This is a genomic window from Pseudomonas sp. NBB (assembly GCF_032701105.1).
GTDB lineage: Bacteria > Pseudomonadota > Gammaproteobacteria > Pseudomonadales > Pseudomonadaceae > Aquipseudomonas > Aquipseudomonas asiatica.
Genome location: NZ_CP103994.1, coordinates 3,698,377 through 3,718,866 on the forward strand (window position 1 = coordinate 3,698,377; position 20,490 = coordinate 3,718,866).

Annotated in this window: 24 protein-coding genes and 1 tRNA gene; 13 read left to right on the forward strand and 12 right to left on the reverse strand. The window is 61.5% G+C overall.

The window, feature by feature from the left end; translation table 11 throughout:
* Positions 1-37: 37 nt before the first annotated feature.
* From ahpC to NY023_RS17280, 6 genes are all read right to left on the reverse strand, one after another.
* Positions 38-601, reverse strand: a complete 564-nt coding sequence (gene ahpC, locus NY023_RS17255; protein ID WP_004375926.1) for an alkyl hydroperoxide reductase subunit C — start codon at positions 599-601, stop codon at positions 38-40.
* 268 nt (positions 602-869) lie between these two features.
* Positions 870-2,225, reverse strand: a complete 1,356-nt coding sequence (gorA, locus tag NY023_RS17260) for a glutathione-disulfide reductase (RefSeq protein WP_013973180.1) — start codon at positions 2,223-2,225, stop codon at positions 870-872.
* Between the two features lie 188 nt (positions 2,226-2,413).
* On the reverse strand, positions 2,414-3,253 hold the full coding sequence (galU, locus tag NY023_RS17265; protein WP_013973181.1) for a UTP--glucose-1-phosphate uridylyltransferase GalU: 840 nt from the start codon (positions 3,251-3,253) through the stop codon (positions 2,414-2,416).
* A 302-nt stretch (positions 3,254-3,555) separates the two neighbouring features.
* Positions 3,556-4,470: a c-type cytochrome gene (locus NY023_RS17270; RefSeq protein WP_013973182.1), complete on the reverse strand. Its 915-nt coding sequence runs from the start codon at positions 4,468-4,470 to the stop codon at positions 3,556-3,558.
* Entirely contained in the window at positions 4,467-5,117 is a 651-nt protein-coding gene (locus NY023_RS17275; RefSeq protein WP_013973183.1) for a c-type cytochrome, read from the reverse strand. Before NY023_RS17275 ends, NY023_RS17270 begins: the two co-directional genes overlap by 4 nt.
* A 77-nt stretch (positions 5,118-5,194) precedes the next feature.
* Entirely contained in the window at positions 5,195-5,554 is a 360-nt protein-coding gene (locus NY023_RS17280) for a hypothetical protein (RefSeq protein WP_024087369.1), read from the reverse strand.
* Positions 5,555-5,714: 160 nt separating this feature from the next.
* Between NY023_RS17280 and NY023_RS17285 the strand changes: the two genes are divergently transcribed.
* The 8 genes from NY023_RS17285 (at position 5,715) to csrA (ending at position 11,583) form a co-directional block, all read left to right on the forward strand.
* Complete coding sequence (locus tag NY023_RS17285) at positions 5,715-6,017, forward strand: DUF1883 domain-containing protein (protein ID WP_013973185.1); 303 nt, start codon at positions 5,715-5,717, stop codon at positions 6,015-6,017.
* A gap of 7 nt (positions 6,018-6,024) precedes the next feature.
* A complete protein-coding gene (locus NY023_RS17290; RefSeq protein ID WP_013973186.1) occupies positions 6,025-6,195 on the forward strand; it encodes a hypothetical protein in 171 nt (56 codons plus the stop codon).
* Positions 6,196-6,238: 43 nt separating this feature from the next.
* Positions 6,239-7,327: an NAD(P)H-dependent flavin oxidoreductase gene (locus tag NY023_RS17295; protein ID WP_013973187.1), complete on the forward strand. Its 1,089-nt coding sequence runs from the start codon at positions 6,239-6,241 to the stop codon at positions 7,325-7,327.
* A 193-nt stretch (positions 7,328-7,520) separates the two neighbouring features.
* Positions 7,521-8,279 (forward strand): molybdate ABC transporter substrate-binding protein, encoded by a 759-nt coding sequence (modA, locus tag NY023_RS17300; protein WP_013973188.1) that lies wholly within the window; start codon positions 7,521-7,523, stop codon positions 8,277-8,279.
* Positions 8,279-8,959, forward strand: a complete 681-nt coding sequence (gene modB / locus NY023_RS17305) for a molybdate ABC transporter permease subunit (RefSeq protein ID WP_013973189.1) — start codon at positions 8,279-8,281, stop codon at positions 8,957-8,959. The genes modA and modB overlap by 1 nt, the downstream gene beginning before the upstream one ends.
* Before the next feature lies 1 nt (position 8,960).
* On the forward strand, positions 8,961-10,052 hold the full coding sequence (gene modC, locus NY023_RS17310) for a molybdenum ABC transporter ATP-binding protein (protein WP_038409937.1): 1,092 nt from the start codon (positions 8,961-8,963) through the stop codon (positions 10,050-10,052).
* A gap of 57 nt (positions 10,053-10,109) precedes the next feature.
* Positions 10,110-11,132: a DNA topoisomerase IB gene (locus NY023_RS17315; RefSeq protein WP_013973191.1), complete on the forward strand. Its 1,023-nt coding sequence runs from the start codon at positions 10,110-10,112 to the stop codon at positions 11,130-11,132.
* Between the two features lie 253 nt (positions 11,133-11,385).
* Positions 11,386-11,583 carry a carbon storage regulator CsrA gene (gene csrA, locus NY023_RS17320; RefSeq protein ID WP_004375914.1) on the forward strand — a complete coding sequence of 66 codons (198 nt, stop codon included), beginning with the start codon at positions 11,386-11,388 and terminating at the stop codon, positions 11,581-11,583.
* A 45-nt stretch (positions 11,584-11,628) separates the two neighbouring features.
* On the opposite strand, the gene NY023_RS17325 is transcribed toward csrA, so the two are convergent.
* Genes NY023_RS17325 through NY023_RS17340 form a run of 4 tightly spaced genes read right to left on the reverse strand, consistent with a single transcriptional unit; the run spans position 11,629 to position 14,924 of the window.
* Positions 11,629-11,982, reverse strand: a complete 354-nt coding sequence (locus tag NY023_RS17325) for a response regulator (RefSeq protein WP_013973192.1) — start codon at positions 11,980-11,982, stop codon at positions 11,629-11,631.
* A gap of 11 nt (positions 11,983-11,993) precedes the next feature.
* The gene (locus tag NY023_RS17330; RefSeq protein WP_013973193.1) at positions 11,994-13,439 is read right to left on the reverse strand and encodes an ATPase domain-containing protein; all 1,446 of its coding nucleotides are present in this window, start codon (positions 13,437-13,439) and stop codon (positions 11,994-11,996) included.
* A 6-nt stretch (positions 13,440-13,445) separates the two neighbouring features.
* Positions 13,446-14,606 (reverse strand): two-component system sensor histidine kinase NtrB, encoded by a 1,161-nt coding sequence (locus NY023_RS17335; protein WP_031325628.1) that lies wholly within the window; start codon positions 14,604-14,606, stop codon positions 13,446-13,448.
* A 42-nt stretch (positions 14,607-14,648) separates the two neighbouring features.
* On the reverse strand, positions 14,649-14,924 hold the full coding sequence (locus NY023_RS17340; protein ID WP_044047089.1) for a hypothetical protein: 276 nt from the start codon (positions 14,922-14,924) through the stop codon (positions 14,649-14,651).
* A 202-nt stretch (positions 14,925-15,126) separates the two neighbouring features.
* On the opposite strand from NY023_RS17340, the gene NY023_RS17345 reads away from it, so the two are divergent.
* Positions 15,127-15,211, forward strand: a tRNA-Leu gene (locus tag NY023_RS17345).
* 105 nt (positions 15,212-15,316) lie between these two features.
* The gene (locus tag NY023_RS17350; protein ID WP_015270882.1) at positions 15,317-15,730 is read left to right on the forward strand and encodes a DoxX family protein; all 414 of its coding nucleotides are present in this window, start codon (positions 15,317-15,319) and stop codon (positions 15,728-15,730) included.
* 1 nt (position 15,731) lies between these two features.
* On the opposite strand, the gene NY023_RS17355 is transcribed toward NY023_RS17350, so the two are convergent.
* Positions 15,732-15,929, reverse strand: a complete 198-nt coding sequence (locus NY023_RS17355; RefSeq protein WP_013973197.1) for a hypothetical protein — start codon at positions 15,927-15,929, stop codon at positions 15,732-15,734.
* Positions 15,930-16,388: 459 nt separating this feature from the next.
* Between NY023_RS17355 and adhP the strand changes: the two genes are divergently transcribed.
* A complete protein-coding gene (gene adhP, locus NY023_RS17360; protein WP_013973198.1) occupies positions 16,389-17,399 on the forward strand; it encodes an alcohol dehydrogenase AdhP in 1,011 nt (336 codons plus the stop codon).
* Positions 17,400-17,564: 165 nt separating this feature from the next.
* On the forward strand, positions 17,565-17,801 hold the full coding sequence (locus NY023_RS17365; protein ID WP_013973199.1) for a hypothetical protein: 237 nt from the start codon (positions 17,565-17,567) through the stop codon (positions 17,799-17,801).
* A gap of 317 nt (positions 17,802-18,118) precedes the next feature.
* Here NY023_RS17365 and NY023_RS17370 read toward each other — a convergent pair whose 3' ends face one another.
* Positions 18,119-19,333 carry an aldose 1-epimerase family protein gene (locus NY023_RS17370; RefSeq protein WP_013973200.1) on the reverse strand — a complete coding sequence of 405 codons (1,215 nt, stop codon included), beginning with the start codon at positions 19,331-19,333 and terminating at the stop codon, positions 18,119-18,121.
* A 217-nt stretch (positions 19,334-19,550) separates the two neighbouring features.
* Between NY023_RS17370 and NY023_RS17375 the strand changes: the two genes are divergently transcribed.
* On the forward strand, positions 19,551-20,444 hold the full coding sequence (locus NY023_RS17375) for a LysR substrate-binding domain-containing protein (RefSeq protein ID WP_013973201.1): 894 nt from the start codon (positions 19,551-19,553) through the stop codon (positions 20,442-20,444).
* The last annotated feature ends 46 nt before the right edge of the window (positions 20,445-20,490 follow it).

The following is a 20,490-nucleotide window of genomic DNA, read 5'->3' on the forward strand; positions in this document are numbered from 1 at the left end:
TTGGCGGCTGGCTACCGCCCGCGACATGCGCATCGGCTTAGATCTTGCCGACCAGGTCCAGCGATGGAGCCAGGGTGGCTTCGCCTTCTTTCCACTTGGCCGGGCAAACTTCGCCTGGGTGAGCGGCGACGTACTGGGCAGCCTTCACCTTGCGCAGCAGTTCGGCAGCATCGCGACCTACACCACCGTCGTTCAGTTCGACGATCTTGATCTGACCTTCCGGGTTGATCACGAAGGTACCGCGATCGGCCAGGCCGGCTTCTTCGATCAGCACGTCGAAGTTGCGCGAGATAACGTGGGTCGGGTCACCGATCAGCGGGTACTGGATCTTGCCGATGGTGTCCGAAGTGTCGTGCCAGGCTTTGTGGGTGAAGTGGGTGTCGGTGGACACGCCGTAGATTTCCACGCCCAGCTTCTGGAACTCGGCGTAGTTGTCAGCAAGGTCACCCAGCTCGGTAGGGCAGACGAAGGTGAAGTCGGCCGGGTAGAAGAACACGACAGACCACTTGCCTTTCAGGTCGGCTTCGCTGACCTGGACGAACTCGCCTTTGTGGTAGGCGGTGGCGTTGAACGGTTTGACCTGGCTGTTGATGATTGGCATGAGAGACGCTCCTTCATGGGGTTGGAATCAGTTGATGGAGAGAATCCTAACCGCTGGTCCCGATAAAGGCTCATTGGCAAAGCTCATGCTTTTGATTGGTTTTGGCTATAACCGAGGATAATTGATAGAAGGGAATGGGCTGAGCAAAGGATTGCGGGGCATTCAAGGGCTCCATCGCCGGCAAGCCAGCTCCCACAGGTACCGCGCAGGTCTCTGCACTTGTGCAATCCCTGTGGGAGCTGGCTTGCCGGCGATGGGGCCAGTGGCATCAGCGAGTGACCGTGCGCATGGTCACGAACTCTTCGGCCGCCGTCGGGTGCACGCCGATGGTTTCGTCGAACTGTTGCTTGGTCGCACCGGCCTTCAGGGCAATGCCCAGGCCCTGGATGATCTCGCCGGCGTCGGGGCCAACCATGTGGCAGCCCAGCACCTTGTCGGTCTCGGCATCGACCACCAGCTTCATCAGGGTCTTTTCCTGGATGTCGGTCAGGGTCAGTTTCATCGCACGGAAGCGACTCTCGAATACCTGCACCTTGTGCCCGGCCTCCAGCGCCTGCTCCTCGGTCAGGCCCACGGTGCCGATGGGCGGCTGGCTGAATACCGCGGTGGGTATGTTCTGGTAGTCCACAGGGCGGTATTGCTCAGGCTTGAACAGGCGCCGGGCCACGGCCATGCCCTCGGCGAGTGCCACCGGGGTCAGTTGCACGCGGCCAATCACATCGCCAATCGCCAGAATCGACGGCGCGGTGGTCTGGTATTGCGGGTCTACCCGGATATAACCGCGTTCATCCAGCTCGACGCCGGTGTTCTCCAGGCCAAGGTTGTCCAGCATCGGGCGCCGGCCGGTGGCATAGAACACGCTATCGGTGACCAGCTCGCGGCCATCCTTCAGGGTGGCCTTGAGGCTGCCGTCCTCGAGCTTGTCGATGCGCTGGATGTCGGCATTGAACTGCAGGTCAAGGCCGCGCTTTTCCAGTTCTTCCTTCAGGTGCGTGCGCACCGAACCGTCGAAGCCACGCAGGAACAGGTCGCCACGGTACAGCAGTGTGGTAGCCGACCCCAGGCCCTGGAAGATGCCGGCAAACTCGACGGCAATGTAGCCACCGCCCACCACCAGCACCCGGCGTGGCAGGTCCTTGAGGTAGAATGCTTCGTTGGAGGTGATGGCCAGTTCCTTGCCCGGAATGTCTGGCACCTGTGGCCAGCCACCGGTGGCGATGAGGATGTGCTCGGCGGTGTAGCGCTGGCCTTCCACTTCCACTTCATTGGCACCGGTCAGACGCGCATGCCCCTGCAGCAAGGTAACCCCGCTGTTGACCAGCAGGTTGCGGTAGATGCCGTTGAGGCGCTCGATTTCCCGGTTCTTGTTGGCAATCAGGGTGCCCCAGTCGAAGTGCCCTTCTTCCAGGGTCCAGCCGAAGCCTGCGGCCTGTTCCAGTTCGTCGGCGACGTGTGCGCCGTACACCAGCAGCTTTTTCGGCACGCAGCCGACGTTGACGCAGGTGCCGCCCAGGTAGCGGCTCTCGGCCACTGCCACCTTTGCCCCGAAGCCGGCGGCAAACCGCGCCGCGCGCACACCGCCGGACCCGGCACCAATCACGAACAGATCAAAATCGTAGGCCATGTATTCACTCTCCTAGGCAGGCGCCCAGCATAACGCACTGGGGCCGCTTTGCGACCCTTCGCGGGCCCGCCCGCTCCCACAGTACCGGCGCAGCCTTGAAGGCCTGCACAATACCTGTAGGAGCGGGCGTGCCCGCGAAGGGCTGCAAAGCAGCCCCAGTTATCAGCTTTGATACAAGTAGCGGCTTATCAGTAAGCCTTGCCAGTCTTGTAGTAGTTCTCGAAGCAGAAGTTGGTCGCGTCGATGTAGCCCTCGGCGCCACCGCAGTCGAAACGCTTGCCTTTGAACTTGTAGGCGATCACACAGCCGTTCTGCGCCTGTTGCATCAGGGCGTCGGTGATCTGGATCTCGCCACCTTTGCCCGGCTCGGTGTTGGCGATGATGTCGAAGATGTCCGGGGTCAGGATGTAGCGACCGATGATCGCCAGGTTCGACGGGGCATCTTCCGGCTTTGGCTTCTCGACCATGTTGGTGACGCGGAAAATGTCGTCACGGATCATGTCGCCGGCGATCACGCCGTACTTGTTGGTTTCCTGCGGATCGACTTCCTGGATGGCAACGATCGAGCAACGGAACTGGTTGTACAGCTTGACCATCTGGGTCAGTACGCCGTCACCCTCCGGGTTCACGCACAGGTCGTCCGCCAGCACCACGGCGAACGGCTCGTCGCCAATCAGCGGGCGGCCGGTCAGGATGGCGTGGCCCAGGCCTTTCATTTCGGTCTGGCGGGTGTAGGAGAACGAGCACTCGTCGAGCAGGCGACGGATACCAACCAGGTATTTTTCCTTGTCGGTGCCCTTGATCTGGTTTTCCAGCTCGTAGCTGATGTCGAAGTGGTCTTCCAAAGCACGCTTGCCGCGCCCGGTGACGATGGAGATCTCGTTCAGACCGGCATCCAGTGCCTCTTCAACGCCATACTGGATCAGTGGCTTGTTGACCACCGGCAGCATTTCCTTGGGCATGGCTTTGGTAGCGGGCAGGAAGCGGGTGCCGTAACCGGCTGCCGGGAACAAGCATTTTTTGATCATATACGTCCTTACAAAAGGCTAGGCCAGTGGAATTCGGCGCAGTCTAATCAGGCGGCAGTCACCTTACAATGCCCTACCTGTGGCCGATCGATGGGAAGATAGAGATAACCTAGTGTAGATAGTTCCGGGGGATCGTAAATATTGCTGTCATCCTTGACCGTTGGATGACAGGAAATCGGGGTTTCCTGTACTGGCCTCTTCGCGGGCAAGCCCGCTCCCACAGGTACTGCACAGCATTCAGAGTCTGTGGTGATCCTTGTGGGAGCGGGCTTGCCCGCGAAGAGGCCAGTACAGGCAATACATCAGCTACCGGTGCCCTGCCCGATCAACACACCATCGACCTTCTGCCCATACAGGTTCACCCCGTCATTGGCATGGAACTTCACCCGTGTCTTCTCGATGGAGCCTTCCACCAGCCGCGGGTCCTGCGGCCGTTCATGGCGATTGACCCAGGCCGCCACATCCCAGGCCTGCTGATCGCTAAGGCTGCCCGGCTTGCCCAGCGGCATGTTGTACTTGATGAACGACGCCGCGGTATTGATCCGGTGCATGCCGGCGCCCCAGTTGTAGGAGTCCTTGCCCCACAACGGCGGCATCACGTACTCGCCCGCCACCTTCTGCCCTTCGCCATTGTCGCCGTGACAAATCGCACACTGCTCGCGATAAACCTGCTGACCGCGCTTGAAGTCGTATCCGCCCTTTGGTTGCGGCACCTCCGGGTACCCGCGCCCGGCAATCTCGACGCCGGTCGGCGCCTTGGTCGACAGCCAGTACGAATACACCGCCAGCGCCGTCATCTGTGGGCTATCGGCCGCAGGCGGCTTGCCGTTCATGCTGAACTGGAAGCAGCCCTGGATGCGCTCGGCATAGGTGTTGACCTTGTCATTTTTCTTGCGGTAGGCGGGGTACATCGGGTACGCCCCCCACATCGGCGCGGAATGCGCCAGCCGCCCCTGGTCAAGGTGGCAGTTGCTGCAGTTCATGCCGTTGCCCACAGCCTCGGGCATCAACCTGCGGGTGTCGACGAACAAGGCATGCCCCTCGCGTACCATCTTGCCAAAGGCATTGTCAGGCAACTCGCTTTCCGCTGGTGGCACGAACTGCGGCGCGGCCTGCACGCCAGGCACTTTCAACTGCGACTGGTCTTCCATGGCTATCTGGGCGGCGTGTGCGGTGCCCATGGCCAGCAGCAGCAGGGCTGGAATCATCGGTTTCATGGCGTGACCTCCTGGCTGGCGGGGCGGGCGAAGAACTCGGCAACGGCCTTGATCTCGTCATCGGTCATGGCCTTGGCCACACCGACCATCAGCTGGTTGGGGTCATTGCTGCGGGTGCCGTCACGCCAGGCGTTGAGCTGCGCCACCAGGTAACTCGCGGGCTGACCGGCCAAGGGCGGGAAATGCTCGCCAACCCCGCCACCGCCCGGGCCATGGCATTGCACGCAGCCAGGAATCTGCCGGCTCCAGTCGCCGTACAGGGCCATGCGGGTGGTGGGATCATCCGCGATCTGCTGGCGGCGCAGGTCGCCTGCAGGGTCTGCCGGCAGGCTGGCCAGATAGGTGCTGACCGCCTTGATCTCATCCTCGGTCAGGGCCTTGGCAAGCGGTTCCATCACTGGCTGCTTGCGGCTGCCGTCGCGCCAGTCATGCAGTTGCTTGCTAAGGTAGGCGGCAGGCAACCCGGCAAGGCGCGGGAAGCCGGCAGCGGCAATGCCCTTGCCGTCCGGGCCATGGCAACCCAGGCAAGCCATGGCGGCAGGGTTGGCCCCACCCTGGGTGAAGACTTTCTGGCCATCGGCGGCATGCGCCGTGGGCCAGGCCAGGATCAGCAGGCTGCCGACCAAGGCGCGATTCAACGGTGTCATCACGAATCTCCTTTTCTATTGTTATAAGCTTAGGCTTAAAACATATAAGCAAAAGGAGCGTGATCAGTTGCCCTGGATCAACTACCGGAAATGCATTGGGTGGCTGCGGTGCGCACGTCGCCCAGGCGCAGCGGGAAATTGTTCAGCCGCTCGTGCAGCTTGATGCTGCTGCCGCTGCCACGCTTGTCGATATCCACCAGCGCCGCCGGGCCCACACCCGAGCTGATCTTCTGCGGCACGATCAGCCGCAGGCCATCGCCACGCTGCTCTTCCACCAGCGGCTCGCGGGTATCGGCCAGCTTCTGCTTGACGCAATCGGCATACGCGCGTGGGGACTTGCCCGAGATTACATCCAGCGTTTCGCGCGACTGTTCCAGTTCCGTAACACTCACACAGCCACCCAGCGTCATCGCCAACGCCGCCACCATCCACTTCATTTGCAGCACCTCTGCCTTCAAGAATCCGCTTCGACCACAGCCAGGCCGATTTGCTCCCTGCTTTGGCAGATTTATCTACGCCTGGCGGAACAGCGCGGCAGTGTAACCCGACATCGTGGTATCTTTCGCCTTTGCAGAACCAATCCTTGCGGAGCATCACATGAAATTCGTACACCAGCGCGAGCACCTGAACGAGGACGATATCGTCGTCATCGAGTGCTCCCAGCGCTGCAATATCCGCCTGATGAACGACGCCAACTTCCGCAGCTTCAAGAACGGCGGTCGTCATACCTACCACGGTGGCCATTTCGACAAGTTCCCGGCGAAGATCACCGTGCCCAGCACCGGCTTCTGGAACATCACCATCGATACCGTGACCACCCGCCCGATCTCGGTTACCCGCAAGCCAACCTTGACCCACAAGATCAAGATCATCCGTCGTTCATCGTCGAAACTCAGATAAGGCCACCATGACCCAGACCACCAAGTACGTCATCAAGTACAAGCTCGACGGCCAGCGCCGCTGGGACTTCGCGTTGATGCCCGACGCCTCCCTTGAACAAGCCCTGGAAGCCCTGCGCAAGATTCACGGCGAAGACGCCGAGAAGATCAGCGACATCCAGGTCAGCAAAGCCTTGTAAACACCCGCCCCACCGTACTGCCCGCCCGCGCAAGGAGAATCGCATGAGCCACTGGCCCGACCGCCGCATCCTCGACCTGCTGGGTATCGAGTTGCCCATTCTGCAGGCCCCCATGGCCGGTGCGACGGGCTCGGGCATGGCCACTGTCGTGGGCCTGGCGGGCGGTCTGGGCGCCCTGCCGTGCGCAATGCTCACGGCCGACCAGGTGCGCGCCGAGATCGCCGCCTTCCGCGCCGGCTGCCCGGGCCGCCCGTTGAACCTGAACTTCTTCTGCCACCAGCCACCAGCGCCCGATGCCGAGCGCGATGCACGCTGGAAGCAGGCGCTACAGCCCTATTACAGCGAAGTGGGTGCCGACTTCACGGCGCCCACGCCGGTGTCCAACCGGGCGCCTTTCGACGAACAGAACTGCCAGCTGGTCGAGCAACTGCGCCCGGAGGTGGTGAGCTTCCACTTCGGCCTGCCCCATGCCAACCTGCTGCAACGGGTAAAGGCCAGTGGTGCCAAGGTGCTGTCCAGCGCCACAACCGTAGAGGAAGCCGTGTGGCTGGAGCATCACGGCTGTGATGCGATCATTGCCATGGGCTATGAGGCGGGCGGCCATCGCGGCATGTTCCTCAGCGACGATATCACCAGCCAGATCGGCACCTTCGCGCTGGTGCCACAGGTGGCCGATGCGGTCAGCGTGCCGGTGATTGCCGCTGGCGGCATTGCTGACCACCGCGGCCTGTTGGCGGCATTGGCCTTGGGTGCTTCGGCAGTGCAGATCGGAACGGCGTACCTGTTCTGCCCCGAGGCCAAGGTGTCGCCGGCGCATCGCCAGGCCCTGGACAGCGCACCTGCCAGCGACACGGCGCTGACCAACCTGTTCACCGGCCGACCGGCGCGTGGCATCAACAACCGCATCATGCGCGAGCTGGGGCCGATGAGCGATTTGGCCCCGCACTTCCCGCTGGCCGGCGGGGCCTTGATGCCTTTGCGGGCGATTACAGATCCGCAGGGCAATAGCGATTTCAGCAACCTGTGGTCGGGGCAGGCGTTGCGGCTGGGCAGGCATATGGCGGCGGGTGAGTTGACCCGGGAGATTGCCGAAAAGGCGCTGGCAGTGATCGGCCGCCAGGCGTCTGCATAAGCAGGTTCGGCCTCTTCGCGGGCTTGCCCGCTCCCACAGGTTCACCACTGATTTTGAATGCTGCGCAGTACTGTGTGCGGGCAAGCCCGCGAAGGGGCCGGACCTGGCCATGCATCATCCTGCCCCCTTCCCGGCCCACGGCCTATCGCTATATAGTTAAGGATATAACGATAAGCCCCAAGGAGCTGTCTTCATGCGTATCCGCCCGCCCCACTTGGCTGCCACCGCCCTGGCCAGCCTGCTTGCCTTCAACACTGCCTGGGCCGATGAAGTCCAGGTCGCGGTCGCAGCGAACTTCACAGCCCCTATCCAGGCCATTGCCAAGGACTTCGAGAAAGACACTGGCCACAAGCTGGTCGCTGCCTATGGCGCCACCGGCCAGTTCTATGCACAAATCAAGAATGGCGCGCCGTTCGAGGTATTTCTCGCTGCCGACGACAGCACCCCAGCCAAGCTCGAGCAGGAAAACGCAATTGCCCCAGGCTCACGCTTCACCTACGCCATCGGCACCCTGGCGCTGTGGTCGGCCAAGCCCGGCTATGTCGACGCCAACGGCGAAGTGCTGAAGAACAACCAGTTCAAGCACCTGTCCATTGCCAACCCGAAAACCGCGCCCTACGGCCTGGCCGCCACCCAGGTGCTGGACAAGCTGAAGCTGACCGAAGCCACCTGGCCCAAGCTGGTCGAAGGGCAGAACATTACCCAGGCGTTCCAGTTCGTATCCACCGGCAACGCCGAACTGGGCTTTGTCGCCCTTTCGCAAATCTACAAGGACGGCAAGGTCGAAAGCGGTTCGGCCTGGATCGTTCCCTCGTCCCTGCACGAACCCATCCGCCAGGACGCGGTAATCCTTGAAAAAGGCAAGGACAACCCCGCCGCCAAGGCCCTGGTCGACTACCTGAAAGGCCCGAAAGCCGCGGCAGTGATCAAATCCTACGGTTATGAAATCTGATGCCACTGGATGCCAGTGACCTGGGTGCCATCTGGCTGACCGTGAAACTGGCCAGCATGACCACCCTCATCCTGCTGATCGTCGGCACGCCCATCGCCTGGTGGCTGGCGCGCACGCGCTCGTGGCTGCGCGGGCCGGTGGGCGCGGTGGTGGCCTTGCCGCTGGTACTGCCACCCACAGTGATCGGTTTCTACCTGCTGATCGCCCTCGGCCCGCATGGCTGGCTGGGCCAGGCGACCCAGGCGCTGGGTTTGGGCAGCGTGGTGTTCAGTTTTACCGGCCTGGTGATCGGCTCGGTGATCTACTCCATGCCGTTCGTGGTCCAGCCGCTGCAGAATGCCTTCGGCGCCATTGGCCAGCGCCCGCTGGAAGTGGCCGCAACGCTGCGCGCCAGCCCCTGGGACACCTTCATCCACGTAGTGCTGCCGCTGGCCCGCCCAGGCTTCATCACCGCCAGCATCCTCGGTTTCGCCCACACGGTGGGCGAGTTCGGCGTGGTGTTGATGATTGGCGGCAACATCCCCGACAAGACACGCGTGGTCTCGGTGCAGATCTTCGATCATGTCGAGGCCATGGCCTATTCGCAAGCACACTGGCTGGCAGGTGCCATGCTGGTGTTCTCGTTCCTGGTACTGCTCCTGCTGTACGCAGGACGCCGCGGCAAGGCTGGCTGGAGCTGAAATGAGCACATCGATTGTGGCGCGCCTGAAACTGGCGCGCGACGACTTCACCCTGGACGTAGACCTGCACCTGCCCGGCCGCGGCATCAGTGCGTTGTTCGGCCACTCCGGCTCTGGCAAGACCAGCTGCCTGCGTTGCCTGGCCGGGCTGGAGCGGGCCGGCAGCGCCTACATCGAAGTCAACGGCGAAATCTGGGAAGACAGCGCCCGCGGCTTCTTCCTGGCACCACACCTGCGCCCGGTAGGCTACGTGTTCCAGGAGGCCAGCCTGTTCCCGCACCTGTCGGTACGCGGCAACCTGGAGTTCGGTTGGCGCCGGGTGGCCGCTGCCCAGCGCAAGGTCAGCCTAGACCAGGCCTGCCAACTGCTGGGCATCGGCCACTTGCTGGCACGCCGGTCGACGACCCTGTCTGGTGGCGAGGCGCAGCGGGTAGGCATTGCCCGCGCCCTGCTCAGCAGCCCGCGCCTGCTGTTGATGGACGAGCCGCTGGCTGCACTGGACGGGCCGCGCAAGCGCGAGATCCTGCCCTACCTGGAGCGTCTGCATGGCGAACTGGACATCCCGCTGGTATATGTCAGCCATGCCCAGGAGGAAGTGGCTCGGCTGGCCGACCACCTGGTGTTGCTGGAGCAAGGCCAGGCAGTGGCCAGCGGCCCGATCGGCGACACCCTGGCCCGTCTCGACCTGTCGCTGGCCGAGGGCGAGGATGCCGGGGTGGTGTTCGAAGGCCTGGTGGTGGCACACGACGCGCACTACGACCTGCTCGACCTGCGCCTGCCCGGAAACGACGGGCCGCTGTTGCGTATCACCCACCCTGCCCAGGTGATGGGCAGCACCTTGCGGGTCAAGGTGCAGGCGCGTGACGTCAGCCTGGCCCTGGTAGCCGACAGCACTTCGAGCATTCTCAACCGCTTGCCGGTGCGCGTGCGCGAAAGCCGCCCGGCCGCCAACCCGGCCCATGTACTGGTCAGCCTGGATGCTGGCGGCAACGCCTTGCTCGCGCGCATCACCCGCTTCTCGGCAGACCAGCTCGGCCTGCACCCGGGCCAGGTGCTGTTTGCCCAGATCAAGTCGGTGGCACTGCTGGGCTGAGCATCGGCCACGTCGCTGGTGTCCATTGATCAGTGACCTGATCGAGGCCTGCCAACCATGCTTGACTGCCCCCTGCCGCGCACCCTGCACTACGTCGACGACAGCCAGCCGGGCCTTACCCGGAGGCGCTGGAGAGGGCGCTTCATCTACCTGGATGCCGACGGCCAACGAGTGCGCGACAGCGATACCCTTGCCCGCATCGCTGCACTGGCAATCCCCCCGGCCTATACCGAGGTGTGGATCTGCGCCGACCCGCAAGGCCACCTGCAAGCCACAGGTCGCGATGCCCGTGGCCGCAAGCAATACCGCTACCACGCGCAGTGGCGCGAAATACGCGACCAGCACAAGTACGGGCGCATGCTGGCGTTTGCCCAGGCCCTGCCGAAATTGCGCGCACAGCTGCACGACCACCTTGCCCGGCCAGGCCTGGACCGGGAAAAGGTGATGGCGCTGGTGATCAGCCTGCTGGACCACACCCTGATCCGCATCGGCAACCAGCGCTACCTGCGTGACAACCAGTCCTATGGACTGACCACCCTGCGCAACCGCCATGTCGAGGTGAAGGGCAGCAGCATCCGCTTCCAGTTCCGCGGCAAGCGCGGCGTCGAGCACAACGTCAGCCTCAACGATCGGCGCCTGGCCAACTTGCTCAAGCGCTGCATGGAGCTGCCCGGCCAAGCGTTGTTCCAGTACCTGGACGACGACGGCCAGCGCCATAGCGTCGGCTCCAGCGAGGTCAACCAGTTTCTGCAGCAGCTGACCGGTGCCGACTTCACCGCCAAGGACTACCGCACCTGGGCCGGTAGCAGCCTCGCCCTGGACCTGCTGAGGCCCTTGGCCTGGGAGCCCGAGAGCGAAGCCAAGCGCCAGGTCGCCGCCATCGTCCGCCAGGTAGCATCACGCCTGGGCAATACACCGGCAGTGTGCAGGCGCTGCTACATTCACCCGGCTGTACTTGAACACTATGCCCTGGGGCGCCTGGCCAACTTGCCGAAGAACCGTGTGCGCAAAGGCCTGGACCGTGAAGAAGTAGCCTTGCTGTTATTTCTTCAGGCACTCGAGGAACAGGATGACCATTAACCCGGTCTATTCAGACCATGATGCGAAGAAATTTCCCATTGGCCGCCAAGCCCCCTATTCTTGCCACCGAGCACCTTGGCCGACAAACCGCTGGCGGTTTGCTTCGGCACCTGCGACTGAAGACACGCAACAGAATTTGTCTGTCGGGGAATTACTATCCGCCGAAAGCGTCTTTAATGAGAAGGAAGAGGGACAAGCTCCCGCCGCCGTGGCAACTAGCCCGACGGACTTTTACATCACCAAGGAGAACTACATGCTGATACTCACCCGCAAGGTTGGCGAAAGCATCGTCATCAACGATGACATCAAAGTCACCATTCTGGGCGTCAAAGGGATGCAGGTGAGGATCGGTATCGATGCACCGAAAGACGTCCAGGTCCATCGAGAAGAGATTTTCAAGCGTATCCAGGCCGGCAGCCCGGCCCCGGAAAAGCACGACGACTCGCACTGAGCGACCTGCCTCAAGCCGCACGGACGCGCCTGATCGCCCCGCGCTTCAGGTGCCTAGCAGTTCGTGCACCTTGGCGATCATACAGTCCATGTCGAACGGTTTGTCGAACACCGCGGCGAACAGTTCCGGGCATCCCTGATTGGCCTGCGCGCCACTCATGAGGATGACCGGCAACTCGCTCAAAGCCGGGTCTTCACGCATCGAGCGCACAAGCTCCTCGCCGTTGAGCAGTGGCATCATGTAGTCGGTGATGACCAGCTGAACGCGCTTTTCCTTCAGGGCCTCCAGCGCCTTGCAGCCGTTGCTCGCCTTTTCCACCAGAAAACCCTCGTCCTCCAGGGCAAAACCGAGAATGTCGGCAATCAGGTACTCGTCATCGACGATCAGGATGGTGTTCATCGCCCGCCCCGTCACCCGCTTCCCTGCGGCACCGGCGTTCCCGAAAGCACACCGCAAGCACCTTCGAACGCCTTGCGCAGGGTAATGCCCTGCGGCCCGATCAGCAGCTCGTGCAAGGCAGGGTCATGGTGGCTGTCACGCACCTTGAGGATCGACAGCATGCGCCGCAGCTGCGAATCCAGCTCGACGAAGCGCATCAGCATCAAGTTGTCGACGATGCTCGACAGGTCCGGGGCTGGGGCGCTGATTTCCGCGCCGAAAATGTCGCGCATTTCCCAGGTCAGCATCACGCTGACATCGCGCGCGCGCAGTTCGCCGACCAAGGCGCGGAAAAACGCATTGAGCCGCGCCGGGTCGATGGCCAGGCGGCTGAACGCCCCCAGGCTGTCGATCAGCACGCGCTTGCTGCCTTGCGCTTCGACCCGCTCGAGCAGGCGCGCACCGACCTGGTCCAGCAGGCCCTCGGTAGTCGGTTGCCAGCAAAGCTGCAGGATGCCAGCCTGCTCCATGGCTGCAAAATCGTAACCCAGCGAAGCGGCCTTGATACGCAGGCGCTCCGGCGTTTCGTAAAAGCCGAAATGCAGCCCCGGCGCCTGCAGGCTGCTGGCACCGAGAAATGCCAGGCCCAATGACGTCTTGCCAATACCCGAGGGCCCGATCAGCAGGCTGACCGAGCCCGTGGCCAGGCCGCCACCGAGCATTTCATCCAGGGTCGCCACCCCGCTGCCGATGCGCTCCAAGGTGGCGCTGCCCGCCTGGCTGGGGTGGCTGAACAGTGACTCCAGGCGCGGGTACACATGCATGCCGGTTTCATCGATGAGGCATTCATGGCGCCCCGACAACGCCGCACTGCCCCGCGTCTTGCGCAGCTGGATATGACGCACGGCGCGGCTGCCAAACAGTTGCTCGCCCAGTTCGATCACCCCGTCGACCATCGTGTGCTCCGGGCTACCCTCTTCCAGCCGGGCGCTGGTCAGCAGCAGCACGGTGCAGCCCGCAAAGGCCGCATGGCCCTGTAGTTCAGAGACGAATTTCTTGGTATCCAGCGCGGTTTCCGCACGCACCCGGGCATTTAGCACGCCATCGACGATCAGCAGGCTGGCCTGCTGGCGGGCGATTTCCTGACGCAGCAGCCGTACCACGGCGTCCAGGCCTTCCTGCTCCAGGGTATCGAAGGCACTGACGAACTGGATCGGATCACCGACCAGCGCCGGGTCGAAGAACTCCAGGGTCGCCAGGTACTGGAACAGCCGCTCGTGCGACTCGCTGAGCAACGTGGCCACCAGCACCCGGCCACCACCGCGCACATGCCCGCAGGCCAGCTGATTGGCGAGGATGGTCTTGCCAGCCCCCGGCGGGCCCTGAATGATGTAGGACGCGCCAGCCACCAGGCCACCCTGGAGCAACGCATCGAGCCCATCGATCCCCGTCACCAGCCGCCTGAGTGCCTGTGCCATGGTGTTCTACCTGTCGAGTTGGCTGTCCGTCTGGCCCTGATAGATTGGCAAGTAAAGCTGCATGCAAGTTCCCCGGCCGGGCTCACTGTCGACGCAAATGGCACCACCGCTCTGCCTGGCAAAACCATACACCTGGCTGAGGCCCAGGCCAGTCCCCTTGCCAAAGGGCTTGGTAGTGAAAAATGGTTCGAAGATCCGCGGCAGTACCGCTGGCGCGATGCCCTCGCCGCTGTCTTCGACCTCGAAACGCACAAACCCGCCGTGCAGGCCCTCCACCTCGCCGGTCAGTTCGACCACATCGACGGTCAAGCCGATCCGGCCCTGCCCCGTGATGGCATCGCGGGCATTGAACAACAGGTTGAGCAGCACCATCTGCAATTGCCCGGCATCCACCTCGATCAGGGGCAGATCCGGTTGCAACAGCACCTTCAGGTCGATCGAACCAGGCAGCGCATGCTCCAGAAGACCACGGGTCGCAGCAACAAGGTTCGCCGGGGCGACGCAAGTCACATCAAGCTTGCGATGGCGGGCAAAGCTGAGCAGCTGCTGGGTCAGTTCGGTGCCCCGCTGCCCGGCATCGAGAATATGCTGCAGCATGCGCTGGGCGCGTGCCGGGTCCTGGGTGGCCAGCGCCAGGCGCGCCGAACTGATGATGATGGTCAACATGTTGTTGAAGTCGTGCGCCAGGCCACCGGTCAACTGGCCCAGGGCCTCCAGCTTCTGTGCCTGGAACAGCTGGGCGCGCACCGCGTCCAGTTGCAGCGCCGACTCGCGGCGGTCGGTGATGTCCCGGGTCACCTTGGCCAGGCCGACAATCTGGCCCTGGTCATCGCGAATCACATCCAGGGCGGCCAGCGCCCAGAACTGCGTGCCATCCTTGCGTACGCGCCAGCCCTCATCCTGCGCCACGCCCTGCTCCAGCGCCTGGCGCAGCAAGCGCTCCGGGCGGCCCTCGGTGCAATCCTGCGGAGTGAAGAACAACGAGAAATGCTGGCCGATCACTTCATCGGCACGGTACCCCTTGATACGTTGCGCGCCTGCGTTCCACGACACCACATGGCCGGAAGGATCAAGCATGTAAATGGCGTAATCCACCACCGACTGAACCAGCTGTTCATAGCGGTGGGCAGGCATGACAGGGTGATCGAGACAGTCAGCTGAGACCATGCGAACTCCACCGGCACAGCAGGAGGGAAAACATTGCGAGGTTCAACGCCCAGGCTCAACCAGCACAGGGCTGATGCGCCGAGGCATCGCCACTTTCAGCAGCCACAAGCCGACCAACAGGATAAGCCCGCCACCGGTCAGGGCCATTAGCCGCTGCGGTTGAGAGTGTTCGGCATCGAACCCCAGCATCAACAGATAACCACCCAGGCTGATCAGGCTCAGGTAGAGAAATGCCGCCAGCACGACGACCAGCACGAACAAAAGTCGCCACAACAGCCGTGGGTGCACGATACGCTCGGAAGTATCGGACAGAGTCATCACCGCACACTCTTTGGATCCAATAAAAGGGCAACAGTGGCGTAATGACAGCAAGGTGTCAATTGCCCATTCGATCGACCCTTCATTCTGTTGATCATAGGCGCTGTGGTTGACTCAACTATAACAATGGGTTATAAAGCGCGCTTGATTGCGAAGCCCTTCTGCTTAGAAGCGAGCTGGTCGTTACGGCCCCTTCAAGCGTGCGAGTGTGGTGGAATTGGTATACACAGCAGACTTAAAATCTGTCGGCGTGAGCCTTGCGGGTTCGAGTCCCGCCACTCGCACCAAATTTCTTCGCAAAAGGCGCCCTCGCGGCGCCTTTTTGCTGCCCGCCTGCAAGGTGTTGCGCAGCTGCTAGAGTGGAGCTTGAACCCGTCCACTGGAACGCCGCCATGCGCTACTCCCTGTTCGATGGTCAACGCGACATCATTATCCTGATTGCCCGTGTGCTGCTGATGATCCTGTTCGTCTTGTCTGGCTGGGGCAAGCTGACCGGGTTCGAAGGCACGGTCGGCTACATGACTTCACTGGGCGCTCCTGCCCCCATGTTGGCAGCGGCAGTAGCCGTGCTCATGGAATTCGCCGTCGGCATACTGCTGATCCTCGGTTTCTACACCCGGCCTCTGGCCTTCCTGTTTGCGTTGTTCGTGCTGGGCACGGCGCTGCTGGGCCACCCGTTCTGGAACATGGTCGACCCTGAGCGCAGCGCCAACATGACCCAGTTCCTGAAAAACCTCAGCATCATGGGCGGCATGTTGTTACTGGCGGTAAGCGGCCCCGGGCGTTTTTCGGTGGACGGGCGCTGAGTCAGTCGTCTTCGCGGTCGTCGAACCAGGCTGGGTGATCACGCTCTTCTTCATCAAGGTCATCCAGCGTTTCTTCGTCCTCCTCGATGTCATCCTCGACGCCTCGGGCATCGGCTTCTGCTTCAGTGTCGTCGTAGAGGAATTCGTGATCAAGCAGGTGATCATGTTCGGGTTCGTGCAGGTCATCTTCGTCGCGCATGCTGACTCCTGGGCTGGTGGCAGGCCTGTATAGGCGGATCGGCTGCACAGGTCAATGCATTACCGCTTAATGCTGGGTTAACCGGCCAGACCCAAGCTGCAGGCTCTCCCTTCAAACGTTGCTTGCCCGCCATACCCGGCGGGCTTTTTTATTGCTGCCACTCCCCCTCCGTCCAGTGCAGTGAAATCACATGGAACCCGGCCCATGCTGGCCACCCTCGAGCTGAGCCATGCATGACAAGTCCATCACCTGAGCTTCACAAAATGCTGACATCCCGCTGGGCACACTGAACCTGCTCCCTATGTTCCTACAGCCCGCCGCATCGTTGCCGCGGGCTTTTCTTTTTGTGGCATGCACAGTGCCTCTGACCATGACCTGAGGCAGTTTTACCGTATCGGCCCAGGGCTATGCTTAGCCGGCGATAAGCAAGCCCATTCGGAACAGGATACGGAGGCTCGTATGAAAGCTGCTGTTGTTGCACCAGGCCGTCGCGTGGAAGTGGTGGAGAAAACCCTGCGCCCCCTCGAGCACGGTGAAGCGCTGCTGAAGATGCAATGCTGCGGTGTGTGCCACACCGACCTGCATGTGAAAAATGGCGACTTCGGTGACAAGACCGGTGTGGTGCTAGGTCACGAAGGCATCGGCGTGGTCCAGGCAGTAGGGCCAGGCGTCACCTCGCTCAAACCGGGCGACCGCGCCAGCGTGGCCTGGTTCTACCAGGGCTGCGGGCATTGCGAGTATTGCAACAGCGGCAACGAAACCCTGTGCCGCGAAGTGAAGAACTCCGGCTACACCGTGGACGGCGGCATGGCCGAAGCCTGCATCGTCAAGGCCGACTACTCGGTCAAAGTGCCCGACGGGCTCGACTCCGCTGCCGCCAGCAGTATTACCTGCGCCGGCGTCACCACCTACAAGGCGGTGAAGATCTCCAACATCCGCCCCGGCCAATGGATCGCCATCTACGGCCTCGGCGGCCTGGGCAACCTTGCCCTGCAATATGCCAAGAACGTCTTCAACGCCAAAGTGATCGCCATCGACGTCAACGAAGAGCAACTGCGCTTCGCCAGCGAGATGGGCGCTGACCTGGTCATAAACTCACGCACCGAGGATGCCGCCAAGGTCATCCAGGCCAAGACCGGTGGCGCCCATGCCGCCGTGGTTACCGCCGTTGCCAAGGCTGCCTTCAACTCGGCCGTTGACGCCCTGCGTGCGGGTGGCCGCCTGGTTGCGGTCGGCCTGCCGTCGGAAGCCATGAACCTGAACATCCCTCGCCTGGTGCTGGACGGTATCGAAGTGATCGGCTCGCTGGTCGGTACCCGCCAGGACCTGCAGGAAGCTTTCCAGTTTGCGGCGGAAGGGAAAGTGGTGCCGAAGGTGACTCTGCGACCGATCGAGGATATCAACCAGATCTTCGATGAGATGCTGGAGGGCAAGATCAAAGGGCGGATGGTGATTCAGTTCGAGGGGTGATGACCCATGTGCGCTGGCTATTGGTGCAGCGCACACTACCCTGAAATGGGCGCGCCTTAGGTCCTGGTTTCAGGTAAGCGCTATGCTTGATACACGATTTTATCCAAGTCGTGGTTTGTAGTCGGTTCGCAAGCAGAAGACTGGCTAGCACATCGGAGTGAACGTATGGGCATCCGCAGCTTGGCGAAAAACCTGCCACCCGACCCGGACAACGACGGCTGGGTACTTGGATGGGGCGTACTGAGAGACCGGCATCCCTGGCATTTCGTCGATGTGTTTGCCGACCAGAGGACCGCCAGGGCCGAGGCGGTGCGCCGCGGGGCAGGCTATGTTGTGGAGTTCGGCTCGCACCGCCTGGGATCGGATGAATTCGTTTGTGGGATATCCCCGCCTGAAGGCTAGCGTTTGAATGGGCGGAGCGGCGGGCGATGGATCCTAGGGCCGTAGGCGACAGACAGCTATCGACCCATAGCGGAAATCTGTAACCAGGGCCGCTTCGCGGCCCATCGCCGGCAAGCGCGGCTCCCACAGGTACAGCGCATGCCTGAAGGCTGGTGATATTCCTGTGGGAGCCGGCTTGCCGGCGATGAGGCCGGTACTGACTACAGAGCTTTGGATCAGTGTCCGCCGTGGGTCGAAAGCAGCCTTTCAGCATAGGTATGAACCCAACAACTTGATAGATCTGACTAGTCGACAGGGCCGACATGCCCTGGTCGGCGTTACCCCTTGGTCAGATCAACCAATGGCGTCTGCCGCACCTCGGTTTCGCGCCCACCTTGTATCTCGCCAACCTGTTTCAAGGCCTTGTCCACTGCCACCTTGTCCGCCAACAAGCTGTAGCTGATGTGGAACTGCCTGTGTTCCTTCGGCCCGATTGTCGGCACTAGGTTCAGTGGCCGCTGGTAACGGCGGTTGTAGGAAAAACTCGTCCCCGGCTCGAGCCCGGTCACATAACCCTGGCCTTGTGTATCGGTATTTTTCCACAGGGAAAATACAGGCAATGTCCGAGTATTGAAGCCGACCGAAACGCCCAGATTGCCAGCCTTGTCATGCAACACGGTCAATGTATTGCCCTGGTCATCGGCATACGGCACCACGTTGTAAACCGTTTCGTCATAGTCCTTGGTCGGCGCTCGGTAGGTTTGCCAGTCGGGCAGATCTGCCCTTGCCTTGTCGTTGAATGGCGACACTTGCTTCACTGGCGCGGCAAAACGAGCGCCCTGCTCCAGAAACGGGGTGCTGAAGTTACTGTGATAAAGCGCCTGGTATTCCTTCGGATAGTCACCGTTGTTGGTCAAGGTGTCGTTGAGGGCGAACTTCACGCTGCCGGGTTCGGTGACCAGTTCGGTCACGACGGAGAAGTCGACTTTCTTGAATGCCTGCTCTTTCAGTACACCACGCAAGGTAATGGCGTAAGGGGGCTTCTCATCAATGTGCAGGGTGACTTGGTTCGCAGGAGTGTTGGCAGCCCGACCGTGCAGGGTCAGCAGTTCGCCGTTGTCGACGCCAGGGTGGCCGACCCATTCGTAACCGCAGCGGGTGACCAGTTCATTGAAACCTTCCAGCCAGCCCAGGCCATTGCGCCCGTTGAGGTCGATGAAGGACGGGTTGACCACTTCCTTGACCGGCGAATCCCAGCCCATGCGCACATTGCCGACCGACGCCTGCAAGACGTTCATTCCACGGGTCGGCACGACCGAAAGTTTCATCGTACCGTTATCGATGTCGACGATGCTGACACCCTCTTGCCGACCGCCGTGCAAGGTGCGCAAGGTAACGCTGAAGGGCTTTTCGGTTTTTACACCAAGTTGCTGGCTGGTGATCTGCCAGTTCTGGGCGGCTTTGTCGGTGTCGAGCAGAACGTAATCCCAGGCCATGGTGTTGGAAGCCGCAGTCAGGGCGCCAAGTGCAACGAAGAATTTGAGGAGGGGCATAACAGGTTGCCTTTCTTGGAGTTGTTCCCCTTTATAGACACGAAGAAACGTTTCAGCAAGCTAGCCAAGCGATGCTTTCGATTGGCATGGGTTTCTTTAGCTATTTTCGGGGAGTAGCCTCGGCACAGTGAATCTTTCGAGCCCGATCAGGTTATCAACCTTGTGAAGGCATCAGAGAAACAGAAAAACTGCACAACTCGATAGAATTTTCATTGCCATGCCAGACGGTTTCCCTGATTTGCCCTCGCTGAACGCGTTGCGTGTTTTTGAAGTGGTGGCTCGCCGCTTGAACTTCCGTGTGGCTGCCGAGGAACTGGGTGTGACCCAGGCGGCAGTTGCCCAGCAGATACGCGGGCTGGAAGCGAGCCTGGATCTGCGTTTGTTTGAACGCCTACCCCGCGGTTTGGCGTTGACTGATGCAGGCCTGGGCTATAGCGGGAGCATTCGAAGTGCGCTGGCCATGATCGACGAGGCAACACGCCTGCTTCGGCCACAGACTTCTCACCTGACAGTCAGCGTTACACCTACCTTCGCCTCAAAATGGCTGATTCCCAGGCTCGGCAATTTTGCGCAGAGTCATCCAGACATCGATTTGCGTGTGCTGGCAACCGATCGGCTGTCGCACTTCAGCACCGATGGTGTTGATATCGCTGTCCGTTATGGCAAGCCCGAGTTCGGAGCGGGCTTGAATAGCGAACTGCTGATGGAGCAGCTAATCGTTGCGGTGGCCAGCCCAAAGCTGTTCGAAGGCAGCGAAATACCTGCAAGCTTTGCGCAATTGCAGGATTTCGTCATGTTGCACGACGCCCATAATTTCTGGCCTCAGTTCCTTGCAGAGCTGTTCCCACAACACATGCAGCCCACGGCCAGAAACCTGCGTTTCAATCAGACCTCATTAGCCATTGAAGCGGCAATCAGCGGCCAGGGCATTGCCCTGGCCAGCCCTGCGTTCGTCGGTGATGACATTGCCGCAGGCCGGCTGATGCAGGTTTTTCCCCAGCAACTCAGGATCGACAAGTCGTTTTATCTGGTCTGGCCACGCAAGATGAAACAGCCGGACTCGTTGAGCGTGGTCCAACGCTGGCTCAAGCAACAAGCTGCCGATAGTTAATCTATCGTAATAGTGAAGTTTAGCTGTCTCCCTCACCAATGGGGCT